Raw genomic sequence first — 16,274 nt, 5'->3', positions numbered from 1 at the left:
TTGCAGGGTGCGCGTCAGCGCCGCGCCTGCCAAGTGGCGATGGCGAGCAAGGAGTCGGGGGTGAATTCGGCGGCCCGCGCGGCGATCTCCGCCTGGCTCATCCAGCACACCTCGCTCACCTCTTCGGCCTGCAGTTGCAGCGGCCCCTGATAGCGGCAGCTGAAGAGACCGCCCCACACCCGATACCCCTCCCCTTCGGCATAGAAGTCACCGAATGCCTGCAGCGGCACATCGCGGATCCCCAGCTCCTCGGCCAGCTCGCGGCGGGCGGAGGGCTCCATCAGCTCGCCCGTGGTGACCACGCCACCGGCGCAGGCATCCAGCATGCCGGGGCAGAAGTCCTTGCTGAGGGTGCGGCGCTGCACCAGGATGCGGTCAGCCTCGTCGAGCACCAGGATATAGCTGGCGCGGTGGCAGAGGTTCTCCCGCCGTACCTTGGCACGCTCGGCAACCCCGACCACCTGATTGTTTCCATCCACCACATCCACCCATTCCACACGCAGACCCTTCTTGTTCATGGCGTTAAACTGCCCGCAGTATATCGGGGCAACGGCTTGTCATGGCAGCCTTTTTTCACTCCCGCCCCAGATGGATGACCAATGCGGGCGGAGGACAAACCGGATTCATACAAACCTCCACAAACTGTCACATCCGTGTCACCTGGCAACGCCATAGTGTGCCCTGTCCACGCAACAGGTGTTTTGTGATGAAGGTGTTCAAGAACTTGTCTCCCCGCCAGATTGCCCGCTACATCAAGAGCTTCCATCACGGCAGCTTCATGGTGGAGGCCCACGGGCGGTTCGAGTTCAGCGGCGGCGAGATCAATCTGGAGAGCCTGACCTGCCGGCAGACCCTGAGTCTGGCCCGGCAGATCAATCTGGAGGTTCGCGGCCTGCGTCACACCACCCTGCTGTTGGGGTAACTTCCATAGTCCTTTCTGTTTTGTAGTCTGCGTTCATGCACGTCTTTGCCCGCCGGCTACTCGCCGCGCGGGCCGCTTTTTCATCGGTCGTCAGCACCCAGGCTCTGCGTTCAATGCTGCAGGATCTGGGAGAGGAACAGCTTTGTACGCTCCGACTGGGGATGGTCGAAAAACTGATCCGGCACGTTCTCCTCGATGATCTGGCCCCTGTCCATGAAAATCACCCGATCCGCCACCTGCTTGGCGAACCCCATCTCGTGGGTAACGCAAAGCATGGTCATCCCCTCGTGGGCCAGCTCTACCATGACATCCAACACCTCCCGCACCATCTCCGGGTCCAGTGCCGAGGTGGGCTCGTCGAACAGCATGACTTGTGGATTCATGCAGAGACTGCGAGCGATGGCCACCCGTTGTTGCTGACCGCCGGAGAGCTGGCCAGGGTACTTGAGGGCCTGCTCGGGAATGCGTACCCGGCGCAGGAACGTCATGGCGATCTCCTCGGCCTCCTTGCGCGGCAACTGCTTGACCCAGATGGGGGCCAGGCAGCAGTTCTCCAGCACGCTCAGGTGAGGGAAGAGATTGAAGTGCTGGAACACCATGCCCACCTCGCGCCGTACAGTCTCGATGTTCTTGAGATCCGAGGTGAGCGCCGTGCCCTTGACCAGGATGTCGCCGCTCTGATGCTCCTCCAGCCGGTTGATGCAGCGGATCATGGTGGATTTTCCCGACCCGGAGGGGCCGCAGATGACGATCTTCTCCCCCTTGCCCACCTGCAGGTTGATATTGCGCAGCACGTGAAACTCACCGTACCACTTGTTGACGTCCTTGAGGGCAACCACAGGATCCATTGTCATTTTGAAGTCACTCCCGATATGTGTGGCTGTTCCATTTGCAGCATAGGCAAGGCCTCATACCGCGGGTGATTGGCATCCTTGAGTACCGCCATGGTATCCGTTGTCATCTTGCAGCTACTCCTAATGCTTGTGGCCCGTGTTGAGTTTGCGCTCCAGATAGATGGAGTAGCGGGACATGCCAAAACAGAACATCCAGAAGATCATGGCGATAAAGACATAAGCCTCGGTGGAATACCCCAGCCAGGCCGGATCCGCCAGCGCCACCTTGGAGATGGCGAGCAGGTCGAACAGGCCGATGATCAGCACCAGACTGGTGTCCTTGAACAAGGAGATAAAGGTGTTCACCAGCGAGGGAATGGTGATCTTGAGGGCCTGCGGCATGATGATGAGCCCCATCACCTTCCAGTAGGAGAGCCCCAGGGCCTCCCCCGCCTCGTATTGTCCCTTGGGGATCGCCTGCAGCCCGCCTCTCACCACCTCGGCCACATAGGCCGCCTGGAACAGGATGATGCCGATGAGTGCCCGCAGCAGCTTGTCGAGCTCCACCTCGGTACTCATGAACAGCGGCAGCATGACGGACGCCATGAAGAGCACTGTGATGAGCGGCACCGCCCGCCAGAACTCGATGTAAACGGTGGAGAGACTGGAGATGACCGGCATGTGGGAGCGACGCCCCAGTGCCAGCAGGATGCCGAACGGCAGGGCAACCACTATGCCCACCACCGCCAGCACCAGGGTCAGCATCAGCCCGCCCCAGCGGTTCGTCTCCACCACCTCCAGCCCCGCCCCCCCATGGATGAGGAAGAAGGCGATGACAGGAAACACCAGCAGGGTGAACAGCGCCAGCCACCCTTTGCGCGGCGTACGCGGCCAAATCAGCAACGCCAGCAACACCGCCAGTCCAACGAAGGCCAGGTTGATGCGCCAGTACTGATCCACCGGATAGAAACCGTAGAGATACTGCCCCAGCCGGCTCTCGATAAAGATCCAGCAGGCCCCTCCCTGCACACAGTCAGCACGGCTGCTGCCCTGCCAGGTGGCCGAGAGCAGTGCCCAGTCCAGGGCAGACCAGAGCAGCGGCAGCAACAGATAGGCCAGCGCCAGGGTTAGCAGGCCGTTCCACCAGTTGGGGAACAAATTCTGCCTGAGCCAGGCGACCACTCCTCGGCGATGGTTGGGAGGCGGCAGGGCCTCCTGCAATTCGTTCACGAACATGACAGCTCCCTAGCGCTCAACCAGCGTCATTCTGCGGTTGTAAATGTTCATCAGCAGCGAGGTGGTGATGCTGATGACGAGATAGACCCCCATGGTCATGGCGATGACCTCGATTGCCTGCCCGGTCTGGTTGAGGGTGGTGCCCATGAAGACTGACACCAGATCCGGGTAGCCGATGGCCGTGGCCAGCGAGGAATTCTTGGTGAGGTTCAGGTACTGGCTGGTCAAGGGAGGAATGATGACCCGCATCGCCTGGGGAATGATCACCAGCCGCAACGTCTTGACGGGTGAAAGCCCGAGCGCGGAGGCCGCCTCCGTCTGCCCCTTGCTGATGGCCAGGATGCCTGATCGCACTATCTCCGCGATGAAGGCCGCCGTGTAGATGGTGAGCGCCAGCAGCAGGGCCGCGAGTTCGGGCAGTATCGTCAACCCTCCCCGGAAGTTGAATCCCTGCAGGGCCGGCACGCTCCAGCTGAGCGGACTGCCTGCCAGCAGGAACACGATGGCTGGCAGCAGGATGACCAGCCCGGCCACACAGCGCCAGAATGGAAAGATCCTGCCGGTCAGGGCCTGGCGGCGCCGGGCCCAGCGGCTCAGCCCCCAGCTCAATACGATGGCAAGCAGCAGAGCCCAGAGCACATAGCCGAATCCCTCTTCGAACAAGGGCTTGGGCAGATAGAAGCCCCGCACGTTGAGGAAGGCGAGCCCCCCTATCTCCACGCTCTGGCGCGGAGATGGCAGGGTGCGCAGCACCGAGAAGTACCAGAAGAAGATCTGCAGCAGCAGCGGGATGTTGCGGAAGGTCTCGATATAGACGGTGGCTATTTTGGCCACCAGCCAGTTACTGGAGAGCCGGGCGACTCCGAGCACAAAACCGAGCACGGTAGCAAACAGGATACCGAGTACGGAAACCAGCAGAGTATTGAGCAGACCCACCACGAAGGTGCGACCGAAGGTGTAGGTCTCGTCGTAGGGGATCAGGCTCTGCAGGATGCCAAACCCGGCGGTGTTGCCCAAGAAATCGAAGCCGGTGGTGATGCCACGGGTGGCCAGATTGGTCAGGGCGTTGTTGATGATGTAGAACAGGAAGGCGAGAACGGCGGCGATGGCCAGACACTGGAAGATCAGTGCCCGCACCTTGGCGTCATACCACCAGCGGCCCTGTTCTTTCCTATGGTTTGATGCATGTGACGCCATAAGGATGACTCCGACAAAGCCAAGGCATGGGGAAAGCGGGGGGACAAGCCCCCCTATGGTTCATCGACTCAGCGAATGGGCGGCGCGTACATCAGGCCGCCCTTGTTCCAGAGCGCATTGATGCCGCGGTCAATCTTGAGGGGAGAGCCGGCACCGACGTTGCGATCGAAGGACTCACCGTAGTTGCCAACCTGTTTGACGATGTTGTAGGCCCACTTGTCATCCAGCCCCAATACCGATCCCTTGGGCTCTTCCAGCCCCAGCAGGCGACGGATATCCGGGTTGGTGGACTTGAGCATCTCGTCCACATTGGCGCTGGTGACACCAGCCTCCTCGGCGTTGAGCATGGCGTTCAAGCTCCAGCGCACTACCTTGAACCACTGATCGTCACCCTGACGCACCGCCGGGCCCAGCGGCTCCTTGGAGATGACTTCAGGCAATACCAAGGCCTCTTCCGGCTTGGCCAACTTGATCTTGAGGGAGTAGAGCTGGGACTGATCCGAGGTCAGCACATCGCAGCGACCGGCCTCGAACCCTTTCACGGTCTGATCCGAGGTGTCGAACACCACAGGGGTGTATTTCATGCCGCCATTGGCACGGAAGTAATCCGCCAGGTTGAGCTCGGTGGTGGTACCGGACTGGATGCAGACTGCGGCTCCGTCCAGCTCCTTGGCACTCTTGACCCCGAGGGACTGTTTGACCAGGAAGCCCTGGCCGTCGTAGTAGTTCACCCCGGCGAAGGTGAGCCCCAGCGAACCATCCCGGGTCAGGGTCCAGGTGGTGTTGCGCGACAGCAGATCCACCTCACCGGACTGCAGGGCGGTGAAACGCTCCTTGGCGGTGAGGGAAACATATTTGACCTTGCCCGCATCCCCTAGCACGGCAGCGGCCACGGCGCGGCACACATCTACGTCCAGACCGGTCCAGGTGCCCTTTGCATCCGGGTTGGAGAAGCCGGGCAGGCCATCGCCGACCCCGCACTGCAAGAATCCCTTCTTCTTGACGGCATCCAGGGTGCCATCTGCCCAGACATTGGCTGCCGCCAGCGACAGCACTATCACCATACCTGCCTTGTGTATCTGCTTCATGTCACTCTTCCCTGTGGTTTGATTCAAATTGGCACCAAAATTCTGCAAGATGCTATGGTTTTTCCCGCTTTTTCGCAGCTTATCCAGCCAACCAAAAACCTGTCAACCGGTGCAGCCGAGCCCATTTCTGGTGCAGCAGCACAAAATAGGTAAACAGGCCGATATGCACTCTTAGAATTAAAAATAGACCCTTATTCGCAAAATGGCCTACGGTTCAAAGCCCCCGAGAGTGCGAGGATTATTTTTCGCAAAAAATCGGACGCACCGGATTGGGGCAGAAAAAAGCGCTGACGACTCATTTATCAGGTCCATTTTTCTCACAACAGGGCCCGTTATTGGGGGGAATGAACCAATACCAGGCAACCGGAGGAGAGGAATGAAGCGTGGGAACGGAGGTGTAAAAGCCGGAGAGAGACCGGAGCCACACTACCGCACTCGGTGCGCAGCATCCGGTCGGCAGGATCAATCGCCGCGCGGGCCGTTTTCGATGTCGGTGACCACCCCGTTGCGCACGGTGACGAAGCGCATGAACTCGTTCTTGCCGAAGTTGTAGGTCCAGCGCTCCCCATACTTCACCTGCATCAGGTTGCCAAACTGGTTCTCCTCGTTGCGGGTCAGCTCCTCGCGCAGCATGGGTTCTCCGCACTTGAGCAGCATCTCGGCGGTGCTGTCTCCTTCGGTGATCAGCGCATTCTTGCAGCGCATGGCGCCGGCACTGGCCGGCAGACTCAACAGCAGGGCCAGCAGTGCCCCACCAACCAGCGGTAGTGATTTCATCGGTGACTCCATTTGAACAGGGCACTGCCCAGGGTGATGCAGCAGAGCGTAAACAGCAGGACCCAGCCCAGTGGCGCCGCCACCTCGGCCCAGCCTGCTCCTCCCAGCATGACGGCGCGGGCCGCCGCGATGATCTGGCTGAGCGGCAGCCAGGCCGCCAGCTGCTGCAGCCAGGCGGGGGCCCCTTCCAGCGAGAACCAGACACCCGAGAGAAACATCATGGGCATACTGATGACGTTGAGCAGCCCGCTCGCCAGCTCCTCGTTCTGGATGCGGGCCGCCACCAGCAGACCGAGGGACGCCATGGACGCCCCGCCCAGCAGGGCGATCAACAGCAGCAGCCAGCCCGAGCCCAGCAGCGGCACTCCGAGCAAGAAGTAAGCCACCAGGAACACCAGCAGGCTCACCACCAGGGTGATCAGGATGCGCGACAGCAGCTGGGCGCAGAGAAACTCGGCGGCCGAGAGCGGGGTAGCCCGCAGCCGCTTGAGCACTCCGTTCTTGCGGTAGCGGACGATGACGAAGCCCACCCCGAACAGGCCGGAGAACATCAGGTTCATGCCGATCACCCCGGGCAGCAGCCAGTCACCGTAGCGAATGGCGCGCCCGCTCAGGGTCTCCCGCACCAGCTGCACCGACACGGCCTGGCGCAGCAGGTACTCGGCCATGGCTCCCTGAGGGGCGTCCGGGTTGATCCAGTAACGGCCCGTGCCGGGCGAGAGCAGCAGATCCAGCTGATGGTGGCGCACCTTGAGCCGACCCTTCTCCTCCTCGTCATAGGGGATGATCTTGAGCAGCGGCACGGCGCGCAGCGGGGCATAGGCTGCGGGCAGCTCCCCCACCACGCCCATCTGCACCAGCGGCTTGGGCGGGCCGGAGAAGATGAGGGTGAACCCCAGCACCAGCAACAGCGGAAAGGCCAGGTTCCAGACAAGCGCCGCCCGATCCCGCACGAACTCCAGGTTGCGGGCATAGAAGAGCGCCCCGATGCGCTTGAGGGATCCCGTCATCTGGTGCTCCTTGGGCTGGCAAACTGGGACGGCATGCCGGCAGGCGCCGCTGCGGAGTGCCACGGGGTAGCTTTCATGCGCCGCTCCGCAGGCTGTGGCCGGTCAGGTGGAGGAAGAGATCCTCCAGATTGGGGGAGCGCACCTGCATGCCGGTCAGCGGCACGCCCAGGCTCAGCAGCCGTGGCAGCAAGTCCGCCACGTCAGGGCAGCTCAGCTCCACCTGCTCGCCCAGCGGGCGCAGGGGATAGCCGAGACTGGCGAGGGCCGGGTGAGCCGCAAGGCGCACCAGCACGCCGTCAAAATGCTGGGCCAGCAGGGCGACCGGGGTATCCAAGCTGAGCAGATGGCCGTGATCGACGATGGCAATCTGATCGCACAGCTGCTGGGCCTCGTCCATGTAGTGGGTGGTGAGCACCACCGTCTTGCCCTGCGCCTTGATCGCCTCGATGCGCTGCCAGAAGTGGTGGCGGGCCTGGGGATCGAGACCCGTGGTGGGCTCATCCAGAAACAGCAGCTCGGGGTCGCCAAGCAGCGCCAGTGCCAGCAGCAGCCGTTGCCGCTGACCGCCGGAGAGCTTGCGGCTGTCCCGATCGATAAATTCTCCCAGCGCACACAGCTCGATGAGCTGGGCCTGGGGCAAGGGGGCCGGGTAGAGGCTGGCAAACAGCCGCAGGGTATCGCGCACCGTCAGGAAATCCTGCAGCGCCGTGTGCTGGAACTGGATGCCGATACGGGAGCGGTAGTCGGGGCCGCGCGGGGCTCCGTGGAACAGGATCTGGCCGCTGTCCGGGGTGAGGATCCCCTCCAGCAGCTCGATGGTGGTGGTCTTGCCCGCCCCGTTCGGGCCGAGCAGGCCGAAACAGCTGCCGGCAGGAATGGCAAAACTGAGCCCGTCCACCGCCTTGACGCCGGGGAAGTGCTTGACGAGATCGACGACTTCAATGATGGCAGCCATGGGCGCTCTCCCAGCAGGAGCCATGACTATATCCAAAAGCGCAGGCGCTGCCCATGCCCCGCCGCGCGCGGCGCAAAAAAACAGACGGCGACCCGAGGGTCGCCGTCTGTATCAATCAAGCCAGCCGGATCACAGGATGTCCAGCAGCTCCACTTCGAATACCAGGGCAGAGTACGGCGGGATGGAACCGGCACCGCGTGCGCCGTAGGCCAGATCCTGCGGAATGTAGAGCTTCCACTTGGAGCCAACCGGCATCAGTTGCAGCGCTTCTACCCAGCCGGCGATCACGCCAGTGACCGGGAATTCGGCCGGCTGACCGCGGGCGACGGAGCTGTCGAACACGCCACCGTGGGTGAAGGTACCGTGGTAGTGCACGCGGACGGACTGACCGGCTACCGGTACGGCACCGTTGCCTTCCACCAGCACTTCGTACTGCAGGCCGGACTCGGTGGTCTTCACTTCGGCGCGCTTGGCGTTGTCGGCCAGGAAGGCTTCGCCTTCGGCGGCGGCAGCCTTGGCGACGGCTTCCTGCTCTTCCTGCATGCGGGCAGTGATGACCTGGAAGGCATCGTTGATATCGTCACGGCTGACCGCGAACTCCAGACCATTCAGGGCATCTGCCAGACCTTGCTGCAGGGCCGGGATATCCAGACCGGCGAAGGCTTGCTGCGCCAGTTGATCACCCATGTTGCGGCCGATGCCATAGCTGGCCTTCTGTTCGATAGAGTCGTATTGGGACATTGAGAAGTTGCTCCGGGTCCTGAGGGTAAAAGAGACGGGATAATATCAGACTTTTGCGCCAGGTGCTGCCGACCTGGCGCCTGATTTCCCCCACCGTGGGAGAGAGTTCACACAAGCTGGCAGAGGGGCGCCGACATGCGGCGCCCCATTTTTTCGTGAGATTATCTCTCTCGCCGAGCCGGTATCAGACCCTGTCCAGCAGAGCTCGCACCACCGCCACCTTGGCTCCGTCGGTGATATTGACCCGGCCATCGTCCGAGGTGCCCATGTTGATGCCCCATGACGAGACACCATGCCGCCGGGCGGCCCGTATCAGGCCCTGTCCAGCAGAGCCCGCACCGCTGCAACTTTGGCGCCGTCGGTGATATTGACCCGGCCATCGTCCGAGGTACCCATGTTGACGCCATGGGGCACCATGCCGCCGCGCCAGCCCATGCCGGACATGTGCACCTCGGTCACCCCGGTGAACTCCACTATGGTGCGCACGTTGTCGGCATTGACCCCGGCACCCGGCATCAGGCTGGCCCGCCCCGCCAGCGCCTGCTGCATCGCCTGCAGGGTCTCCAGCCCCGCCAGCGCAGTCGGCGCGTGGCCCGAGCTCAGAATGCGCTCACAGCCGGCGGCGACTATGGTCTCCAAGTCGAGGCGCCAGTCGGAGGAGAGGTCGATGGCGCGGTGGAAGGTAACGCCAAGGGGGCCTGCCGCCTCCACCAGCTGGGTGAGTTTGGCGGCAGGCACCCGTCCCTGCTCGTCCAGCAGACCGACCACCACCCCTTGCAGGCCGGCGGCGCGGGCCGCCGCGATATCCTGCAGCATCATCTCGAACTCCCCGTCGCCAAAGCAGAAGTCGCCGGCTCGGGGCCGGATCATGGCGTAGACGGGAACGGTGGCATGGCGCGCCGCCAGCTGCATGAAGCCATAGGAGGGAGTCAGGCCGCCCAGCCCCAGCGCAGAGCAGAGCTCGATGCGATTCGCGCCGGCCTCCTGGGCGGTAAACAGGGATTCCAGATTGTCGATACAGATTTCAAGAGAGGTCATGATGGACTCCTTTATTGGGGAGATCAGACCCCGGATCTGATCTCATAAATTGAGCAAGGCAGCCCCGCGCACCCCGCCGGCGCCGCCGAAGCGGGCCTCGCGGATCTCGGGCAGGGCGACCCCGGGCAGCAGATGACCAGGCAGGCGCAGCGGCAGCTGTTCATAGAGCGCGGGCAGACCGCTCAGGCCGCCCCCCAGCACCACCACGTCGGGGTCGACCACCGAGATGGCGGTGGCAAGCCCGGCGGCCATGATTTCGAGCCAGCAGTCGACCGTGGCCACCGCATGGGGCTCGTGTGCCTCGAAGCGCCCCACTATCTGGTGGCCGCTGGCACGCTGGCCGTGAAAGTGGTGGTAGAGCCGCTCCAGCCCAGTGCCGGAGGCATAGGTTTCAAAACAGACCAAACGGCCGCAGCCACAACGGGGACGAGGCAGGTCGGGGTACTTCATCAACATGGTGGCCGGCAGCGGGTAGTGGCCTATCTCCCCCGCCAGCCAGTTGCGGCCCTGGATCAGCTTGCCCGCCAGATAGACGGCGCCGCCGATGCCGGTGCCGATGGTGACGCCGAGGGCGCTGTCGGCTCCCGCCGCCGCTCCCTGATGAACCTCGGACCAGAGGAAGCAGTTGGCATCGTTGTCCACCTTGACCGGGCGCGCCAGCAGTTCGGCCAGATCGGCGCCCAGGTGGCGGCCATTGATGGAGGGCAGATTGGCCGCCACTATGCTGTGGTCGTGCCGGTTGAGAATGCCGGGAAAGCCGATGCCCACCGCACCACGGGCGCCGAAACGGGCATCCGCCTGTTCGACCCGCGCGCGGATCAGCTGCTGCAGCCCTTCGTAATCGTTGCCGGGAGTGCTCATGCGCTCCTCGTGACAGAGATTCAAGGCGCCGTCATACACAGCGAACGCTATCTTGGTGCCACCAATATCAAAGCCGTAATACATGCCACACTCCCTTGTCGATGAGTCGCCTCACCTCAGCCTGTCCAGAGGGGGACATTGTATTAATTCGCAAAAAAAATAAAGTGACCAGAGGCGAAAAACGGGAGAGAGATCAAAGCAAACGAAACATTTGTCGCTGCAGGCAGGGCTGGCCGAGGCTCATCAGGGTGCGCTCCTGACCGTCGAACATGAAGCCGCGGCGCAGGTAGAACCCCTCGCCGATGTGGTTGCCATCGAGCAGCCACAATCTGACGCCTTCACAGCCGGCGCGCCGCATCTGCATCGCCACCGCCTGCCACAGCCGCTTGCCGTGGCCCTGACGCCAGTGGTCGGGATGCAGGTAAAAAGCGCGGATCCAGGCAGTGGGGCACTCCCCCGTCGTCTCCGGCTGCCAGTAGAGCAGGCCGATGACCACCTCGTCCTGGCACAGCAGCATGGGCTTGGGGCCTGTCTCCGCCAGCCGGCGCTGCCAGATCTGCAGATGCTCGGTCACCGCCAGCTGGGCCAGCATGTCGGCACCGAGCACGCCACCGTATGCGGCGAGCCAGCTGGCCCGCTGCATCACCGTCATGGCGGCGGCGTCATCGGGCCGCGCCATGCGCAGGCTTATGCCTTGCATTGGGGTACCAGCCCGGAGGCGCGGGCCTGCTCGTAGAGCGGCACGGCTTCAGCCTGCTGGGCCTGCAGCTCGGCGATCCGGTTCTCGTTGCTGGGGTGGGTGGAGAGCAGTTGCGGCGGCGCATTGCCACCCGCGGCCGCGCTCATGTTCTGCCACAGGGGAATCGCTTCGGCCGGATTGAAACCGGCGCGGGCCATCAGATCCAGGCCCAGCCGGTCCGCCTCGCTCTCCTGCTCGCGGCCATAGGGCAGCATGACGCCGACCTCCACCCCGAGCCCCAGCGCTGCCATGGTGGCGCCGCGGTATTCGCTGCTGCCCATGGCGATGTCGGCCGCAGCCAGCCCAAGGCCGGTCAGCTGGCTGCGGGAGAGCCGCTCGTTGGAGTGCTGGGCCAGCACGTGAGTCAGTTCGTGGCCGATGACGGTGGCGAGCTGATCCTGGTTCTTGGCCACCTTGAGCAGGCCGCTGTAGACCCCGATCTTGCCGCCGGGCAGGGCGAAAGCGTTGACCTGCTTGGAGTCAAACACCACCACTTCCCAACTGGTGATGCCGTACTGGCTCGGCACCTGGGCGGTCACCGCCTTGGCGACGCAGGAGACATAGGCGTTCATCTTCGCATCCGTGCTCACCTTCTCCTGCTTCTTCATCTCTTCGAAGGAGTCGGCCCCCAGCTTGCTCATCTGCTGGGGCGAGAACAGCAGCATCTGGCTGCGGCCGGTGGGAGACTGGGCACAGCTGGCGAGCAGGGTGGAACAGAGTGCCGCCAGGCCAAGCTTGAACAGGGGAGATGTCATGGAGGTGTCCTTCACCATAAAGATGCCCTATTTTCGGAAATGCGGGCGTCCGGTGCAAGTCGGCAAATCACCCGGTCTGGCGAAAGCGGTCACATACCGCAATCGGACGGCGACCAAAAAACAAAACGGGCCCCGCAGGGCCCGTCTGGCAAAGGAAACCGGCTTACATGATGCCCAGTTTCTTCAGGTCGGCTTCGACCACCTTGGCCGGTACCGGTACGTAGCCATCTTTGGCGACGATGTTCTGGCCCGCCTTGGAGAGCACCATCTTCAGGAACTCTTGCTCCATCGGAGAGAGCGGCTTGTTCGGGTGCTTGTTCACGTAAACGTACAGGAAGCGCGACAGCGGATACTTGCCGGTGATGGCGTTGTCAGAGGTCGCCTCGATGAAGGTCTTGCCATCCTTGGAGAGCGGTACGGCGCGCACGCCGGAGGTGACGTAACCGATGCCGGAGTAGCCGATGCCGTTCAGGGAAGAGGAGACGGACTGCACCACGGAGGCAGAACCCGGCTGCTCATTCACGCCGCTCTTGAAGTCACCGTTGCACAGGGCGTGTTCCTTGAAGTAACCGTAGGTACCGGACACCGAGTTGCGACCGAACAGTTGCAGATCCTTGGAGGACCAGTTGCCGTCCAGACCCAGATCAGCCCACTTGGTGGCCGCCTTGGCTTCACCGCACTTGAGGGTGCTGGAGAAGATGGCATCCAGTTGCGGCATGGTCAGCCCCTTGATGGGGTTGTCCTTGTTGACGAACACCGCCAGGGCATCGACCGCGACGCGGATGGCGGTCGGCTTGTAACCGTAGCGCTTCTCGAAGGCCTCTTCCTCGCCGGATTTCATGGCGCGGCTCATGGGGCCGAACTGGGCAACGCCTTCGGTCAGTGCGGTCGGCGCGGTGGAGGAACCGGCGGCCTGGATCTGCACGTTGACGTTGGGGTACATGCGCTTAAATTCTTCGGCCCACAGGGTCATCATGTTGGCCAGGGTATCCGAGCCGACAGAGGACAGGTTGCCCGAGATGCCGCTGGTCGGAGTGTAATCCGGCAGGTTTTTATCCACACCGGCAGCCAGGGTGCTGACGGAAAACAGGGTAGCTGCGGTGAATCCGATTACACCAGCCAGTTTGTTGAGTTTCATCCAATCTCTCCAAGGTTGCAGAACGCAGTCCATCAAAACACGGGTTAACTTGGCTCACCGCCGGTCACGCCGGACGATGCGCTGAGTGTCATTTCCTGCCCTCTTCCCCCAGTCCTGCGGTGGCAGAAGGCAAGCGTCAATCTGAGGCCGAAAGTGGTCACATCCCAAGCACTGCGATCGGCCGGTCGCGTTTCGTACTCTCCCTGCGCCAAACCGGCGACAGGTCCGTTCTCAAGACGGCGCCAGTATCTGACCTGGCAGTGACAAATTTATGGATTTAATGTGACACTTTAATGACATGGCGGGCTTGTTTAACAAATGAAAAAAGGGCCGCCATCGCAGCCCTCATTTGATGCCAACCCCTTGCCGGAAAAGACTATTTCACCACCACCATGCGGCCGGGGATGAGAAAGCTGAAGCGGCTGCCGAGGCCGACCCGGCTCTCGATGTCGAGCTGGCAGTCGTGGTGACTCAGGGCATGCTTGACGATGGCAAGCCCGAGCCCCGAACCGCCGGTGTGGCGGGAGCGGGCCTTGTCGACCCGATAGAACCGCTCGGTGAGCCGCGCCAGGTGCTCGGGCGGGATCCCCTCCCCCTCGTCCTGCACCGCAAACAGTGCCATCGCCCCCTGCTTGCGCCACTCCACCGTGATCTTGCGCCCCGCCGGGGTGTAGTGGATGGCGTTATAGACCAGGTTGGAGACGGCGCTGCGCAGCTGATCCTGATCACCGCGCACCAACAGATTGGGCTGCACCATGAACTCGATCTGGTGGGCCCGCTCGCCGGAGAGCGCCCGCGCCTCCTGCTCCAGCAGCCCCAGCATGGCGGGCATGTCCACCAGATGGGAGAGATCCACGGTCGGCGCCGCCTCGATGCGCGACAGGGTAAGCAGCTGATTGACCAGATTGTCCATGCGGATGGTCTGCTCCATCATCACCTTATGCGCCTTGGCCCACATGGCGGGCGGCGGCGGCTCCTCGGTCATCTCCAGATAGCCCTTGAGCACGGTGAGCGGCGTGCGCAGCTCGTGGGAGACGTTGGAGACGAAGTGCTTGCGGGTCTTCTCCAGGCTGCGCAGCCGGGTCACGTCCCGCACCACCAGCATGGCCTGATCCTCGGCGTAGGGCATGATGCGAAACTCGAGAAACTTCTCCTCGTTGATGGGCGAGGTCATCTCGAACGGTTCGTCATACTGCCCCTTGCCGAGGTAGGCGCCGAAGGCGGGATTGCGAATGAGGTTGCCGATGTGCTGACCGGCGTCTTCCGGCCAGCGAAAACCGAGCAGCTGCTCGGCCAGCCGGTTGCACCAGAGGATGCTGCCGTCGGTGCGAAACACCACGGCCGCGTCGGGCAGTGCCTCCGCCCCTTCCCGAAAGCGGCGGATCAGCCCCGCCAGCTCGCGGCGGCGGGCCCGGTGGCGCTGCTGCAACTTGTAGATGCCGTTGAAGATGTACTCCCAGCTGCCGCTGCCGTTGGGGGGCACCAGGCTGCGATCGTGCCACAGCCAGTCCGACAGCCGCTTCTGGAAGCGATAGTGCCAACCCAGGTGCAGCACGGTGGCCGCCAGCAGGCAGAGGGCGAGGGTATTCGTCAACCAGCCGACCAAGGCGAAGGGCGCATAGAAGAACGCCATTCGCCACAACTGGCGCCGCCAGGCATAAGGTTGCAACATAACTTCCTCTACAGACGGGTTGAGAAGCGATAGCCTGCGCCGCGCACCGTCTGGATCAAGCGATCGTGTCCCGTCTCTTCAATGGCCTTGCGCAGGCGACGGATGTGCACATCCACGGTTCTGTCCTCGACGTACACATTGGTACCCCAGACATTGTTGAGCAGCTGCTCGCGACTGTAGACCCGCTCCGGGTGGGTCATGAAGAAGTGCAGCAGCTTGAATTCGGTCGGCCCCATGTCGAGCGCCTTCTCCTCGGCGCTGACCCGGTGGGAAACGGGGTCCAGCTTGAGCCCCTGCACCTCGATCACCTCGTCCACCGAGGTGGGAGAGACGCGGCGCATCACCGCATGCAGGCGGGCGGTGAGCTCCTTGGGCGAGAACGGCTTGGTGATGTAGTCATCAGCCCCCGCCTCCAGCCCGCGCACCTTGTCCTCTTCCTCGCCGCGCGCGGTCAGCATCACCACCGGGATCTGGCGGGTCACCTCATCCTGCTTGAGCTGCTTGATGAACTGGATGCCGCTGCCGCCCGGCATCATCCAGTCCAGCACGATGAGTTCGGGGTAGGGTTCGCGCACCTTCGCCAATCCGTCGGCAAAATCTTCAGCTTCTACTGTTTCATATCCCTTCTGCTCGAGCACGAAGCAGAGCATTTCGCGGATCGGTGCTTCGTCCTCGACCACCAGAATTCGCTTAGCCATATCCCTTCTCTCTCCTCTGTGAAGATGGGTGCGCCAATTATTAGAACTTTCTGTGACACTTTTATGACTTTATGACAGGCGGGATGATAAACGTTTTCAGATTCAGTTGGCAGCAGCGAGTTGCAGCAGATCCCAGCGGTTGCCACTGATGTCCTCGAACACCACTACTGTGCCGTAAGCCTCGATACGCGGCTGTTCACAAAAGTGGACACCGTACGCCTGCATGCGCTGGTAATCACCCCAGAAGTCGTCAGTCTCAAGGAACAGGAACACCCGGCCGCCCCCCTGCTGACCGATGGCGGCCCGCTGCTCCGGGGTAGCGGCCCGCGCCAGCAACAGGGCGGAACCCGGGGCCCCCTTGGGGGCAACCCGTACCCAGCGCTTGCCCGGTTTGCCCGGCTCGTCAAGGGGCGTGTCTTCCAGCAGCTCGAACCCCAGTCCCTGGGTAAAGAAGGTGATGGCCTGGTCGTAATCGGCCACCAGCAGGGCCAGGGCGCCAATGTGTTGTGCCATGGGAAGTTCCTCAACAGATGAATAGATGGGGCGCATCATAACGGGGGACGGCCCCGGGCTCCAGCACCGGGGCAGATGAGAGAACAGAGGGTAGAAGGCGG

General features: G+C 62.7%; 18 protein-coding genes. 1 reads left to right on the top strand and 17 read right to left on the bottom strand.

Annotation, left to right across the window (positions count from 1 at the left end; translation table 11 throughout):
- Positions 1-14: 14 nt before the first annotated feature.
- Positions 15-518 carry an NUDIX hydrolase YfcD gene (yfcD, locus tag R2E40_RS06250; RefSeq protein WP_016349932.1) on the bottom strand — a complete coding sequence of 168 codons (504 nt, stop codon included), beginning with the start codon at positions 516-518 and terminating at the stop codon, positions 15-17.
- Positions 519-706: 188 nt separating this feature from the next.
- Between yfcD and R2E40_RS06245 the strand changes: the two genes are divergently transcribed.
- A complete protein-coding gene (locus tag R2E40_RS06245; RefSeq protein WP_016349931.1) occupies positions 707-922 on the top strand; it encodes a DUF1107 domain-containing protein in 216 nt (71 codons plus the stop codon).
- A gap of 110 nt (positions 923-1,032) precedes the next feature.
- On the opposite strand, the gene R2E40_RS06240 is transcribed toward R2E40_RS06245, so the two are convergent.
- From R2E40_RS06240 to R2E40_RS06160, 16 genes are all read right to left on the bottom strand, one after another.
- The gene (locus R2E40_RS06240) at positions 1,033-1,776 is read right to left on the bottom strand and encodes an amino acid ABC transporter ATP-binding protein (protein ID WP_065476354.1); all 744 of its coding nucleotides are present in this window, start codon (positions 1,774-1,776) and stop codon (positions 1,033-1,035) included.
- 120 nt (positions 1,777-1,896) lie between these two features.
- The gene (locus R2E40_RS06235) at positions 1,897-2,991 is read right to left on the bottom strand and encodes an amino acid ABC transporter permease (protein ID WP_318165016.1); all 1,095 of its coding nucleotides are present in this window, start codon (positions 2,989-2,991) and stop codon (positions 1,897-1,899) included.
- A 9-nt stretch (positions 2,992-3,000) separates the two neighbouring features.
- Positions 3,001-4,188: an amino acid ABC transporter permease gene (locus R2E40_RS06230; protein WP_318165015.1), complete on the bottom strand. Its 1,188-nt coding sequence runs from the start codon at positions 4,186-4,188 to the stop codon at positions 3,001-3,003.
- Positions 4,189-4,256: 68 nt separating this feature from the next.
- A complete protein-coding gene (locus tag R2E40_RS06225) occupies positions 4,257-5,276 on the bottom strand; it encodes an amino acid ABC transporter substrate-binding protein (protein WP_201886632.1) in 1,020 nt (339 codons plus the stop codon).
- A gap of 462 nt (positions 5,277-5,738) precedes the next feature.
- The gene (locus R2E40_RS06220) at positions 5,739-6,065 is read right to left on the bottom strand and encodes a DUF2845 domain-containing protein (RefSeq protein WP_201886633.1); all 327 of its coding nucleotides are present in this window, start codon (positions 6,063-6,065) and stop codon (positions 5,739-5,741) included.
- The gene (locus tag R2E40_RS06215; protein WP_318165014.1) at positions 6,050-7,063 is read right to left on the bottom strand and encodes an ABC transporter permease; all 1,014 of its coding nucleotides are present in this window, start codon (positions 7,061-7,063) and stop codon (positions 6,050-6,052) included. The genes R2E40_RS06220 and R2E40_RS06215 overlap by 16 nt, the downstream gene beginning before the upstream one ends.
- 73 nt (positions 7,064-7,136) lie before the next feature.
- Positions 7,137-8,018, bottom strand: coding sequence for an ABC transporter ATP-binding protein (locus R2E40_RS06210; protein WP_039216056.1), 882 nt, complete (start codon positions 8,016-8,018; stop codon positions 7,137-7,139).
- A 129-nt stretch (positions 8,019-8,147) separates the two neighbouring features.
- Entirely contained in the window at positions 8,148-8,759 is a 612-nt protein-coding gene (locus tag R2E40_RS06205; protein WP_005298548.1) for an FKBP-type peptidyl-prolyl cis-trans isomerase, read from the bottom strand.
- A 312-nt stretch (positions 8,760-9,071) separates the two neighbouring features.
- Positions 9,072-9,797 carry a copper homeostasis protein CutC gene (locus R2E40_RS06195; RefSeq protein WP_318165013.1) on the bottom strand — a complete coding sequence of 242 codons (726 nt, stop codon included), beginning with the start codon at positions 9,795-9,797 and terminating at the stop codon, positions 9,072-9,074.
- 42 nt (positions 9,798-9,839) lie between these two features.
- Entirely contained in the window at positions 9,840-10,742 is a 903-nt protein-coding gene (locus tag R2E40_RS06190; protein WP_011705173.1) for an ROK family protein, read from the bottom strand.
- Between the two features lie 109 nt (positions 10,743-10,851).
- Positions 10,852-11,358: a GNAT family N-acetyltransferase gene (locus R2E40_RS06185; protein ID WP_318165012.1), complete on the bottom strand. Its 507-nt coding sequence runs from the start codon at positions 11,356-11,358 to the stop codon at positions 10,852-10,854.
- Positions 11,346-12,152, bottom strand: a complete 807-nt coding sequence (locus R2E40_RS06180) for a M48 family metallopeptidase (protein WP_011705171.1) — start codon at positions 12,150-12,152, stop codon at positions 11,346-11,348. Before R2E40_RS06180 ends, R2E40_RS06185 begins: the two co-directional genes overlap by 13 nt.
- 163 nt (positions 12,153-12,315) lie before the next feature.
- Positions 12,316-13,290 carry a PstS family phosphate ABC transporter substrate-binding protein gene (locus tag R2E40_RS06175; RefSeq protein WP_011705170.1) on the bottom strand — a complete coding sequence of 325 codons (975 nt, stop codon included), beginning with the start codon at positions 13,288-13,290 and terminating at the stop codon, positions 12,316-12,318.
- Positions 13,291-13,666: 376 nt separating this feature from the next.
- The gene (gene phoR, locus R2E40_RS06170) at positions 13,667-14,962 is read right to left on the bottom strand and encodes a phosphate regulon sensor histidine kinase PhoR (RefSeq protein WP_011705169.1); all 1,296 of its coding nucleotides are present in this window, start codon (positions 14,960-14,962) and stop codon (positions 13,667-13,669) included.
- 8 nt (positions 14,963-14,970) lie between these two features.
- Positions 14,971-15,660, bottom strand: a complete 690-nt coding sequence (phoB, locus tag R2E40_RS06165; RefSeq protein WP_005298527.1) for a phosphate regulon transcriptional regulator PhoB — start codon at positions 15,658-15,660, stop codon at positions 14,971-14,973.
- A gap of 102 nt (positions 15,661-15,762) precedes the next feature.
- Positions 15,763-16,173: a VOC family protein gene (locus R2E40_RS06160; protein ID WP_042065394.1), complete on the bottom strand. Its 411-nt coding sequence runs from the start codon at positions 16,171-16,173 to the stop codon at positions 15,763-15,765.
- Positions 16,174-16,274: the final 101 nt, after the last annotated feature.

Origin of the sequence: Aeromonas sp. CD (genome assembly GCF_033349375.1) — a bacterium.
Taxonomy (GTDB): Bacteria; Pseudomonadota; Gammaproteobacteria; order Enterobacterales; family Aeromonadaceae; genus Aeromonas; species Aeromonas hydrophila.
This window is presented reverse-complemented; position numbering and strand designations above follow the sequence as displayed.

What these genes read in the sequence shown, in the direction of transcription:
- yfcD (WP_016349932.1), bottom strand. Translation starts at nt 518, where the DNA reads ATGAACAAGAAGGGTCTGCGTGTGGAATGGGTGGATGTGGTGGATGGA.
- R2E40_RS06245 (WP_016349931.1), top strand. Translation starts at nt 707, where the DNA reads ATGAAGGTGTTCAAGAACTTGTCTCCCCGCCAGATTGCCCGCTACATC.
- R2E40_RS06240 (WP_065476354.1), bottom strand. Translation starts at nt 1,776, where the DNA reads ATGACAATGGATCCTGTGGTTGCCCTCAAGGACGTCAACAAGTGGTAC.
- R2E40_RS06235 (WP_318165016.1), bottom strand. Translation starts at nt 2,991, where the DNA reads ATGTTCGTGAACGAATTGCAGGAGGCCCTGCCGCCTCCCAACCATCGC.
- R2E40_RS06230 (WP_318165015.1), bottom strand. Translation starts at nt 4,188, where the DNA reads ATGGCGTCACATGCATCAAACCATAGGAAAGAACAGGGCCGCTGGTGG.
- R2E40_RS06225 (WP_201886632.1), bottom strand. Translation starts at nt 5,276, where the DNA reads ATGAAGCAGATACACAAGGCAGGTATGGTGATAGTGCTGTCGCTGGCG.
- R2E40_RS06220 (WP_201886633.1), bottom strand. Translation starts at nt 6,065, where the DNA reads ATGGAGTCACCGATGAAATCACTACCGCTGGTTGGTGGGGCACTGCTG.
- R2E40_RS06215 (WP_318165014.1), bottom strand. Translation starts at nt 7,063, where the DNA reads ATGACGGGATCCCTCAAGCGCATCGGGGCGCTCTTCTATGCCCGCAAC.
- R2E40_RS06210 (WP_039216056.1), bottom strand. Translation starts at nt 8,018, where the DNA reads ATGGCTGCCATCATTGAAGTCGTCGATCTCGTCAAGCACTTCCCCGGC.
- R2E40_RS06205 (WP_005298548.1), bottom strand. Translation starts at nt 8,759, where the DNA reads ATGTCCCAATACGACTCTATCGAACAGAAGGCCAGCTATGGCATCGGC.
- R2E40_RS06195 (WP_318165013.1), bottom strand. Translation starts at nt 9,797, where the DNA reads ATGACCTCTCTTGAAATCTGTATCGACAATCTGGAATCCCTGTTTACC.
- R2E40_RS06190 (WP_011705173.1), bottom strand. Translation starts at nt 10,742, where the DNA reads ATGTATTACGGCTTTGATATTGGTGGCACCAAGATAGCGTTCGCTGTG.
- R2E40_RS06185 (WP_318165012.1), bottom strand. Translation starts at nt 11,358, where the DNA reads ATGCAAGGCATAAGCCTGCGCATGGCGCGGCCCGATGACGCCGCCGCC.
- R2E40_RS06180 (WP_011705171.1), bottom strand. Translation starts at nt 12,152, where the DNA reads ATGACATCTCCCCTGTTCAAGCTTGGCCTGGCGGCACTCTGTTCCACC.
- R2E40_RS06175 (WP_011705170.1), bottom strand. Translation starts at nt 13,290, where the DNA reads ATGAAACTCAACAAACTGGCTGGTGTAATCGGATTCACCGCAGCTACC.
- phoR (WP_011705169.1), bottom strand. Translation starts at nt 14,962, where the DNA reads ATGTTGCAACCTTATGCCTGGCGGCGCCAGTTGTGGCGAATGGCGTTC.
- phoB (WP_005298527.1), bottom strand. Translation starts at nt 15,660, where the DNA reads ATGGCTAAGCGAATTCTGGTGGTCGAGGACGAAGCACCGATCCGCGAA.
- R2E40_RS06160 (WP_042065394.1), bottom strand. Translation starts at nt 16,173, where the DNA reads ATGGCACAACACATTGGCGCCCTGGCCCTGCTGGTGGCCGATTACGAC.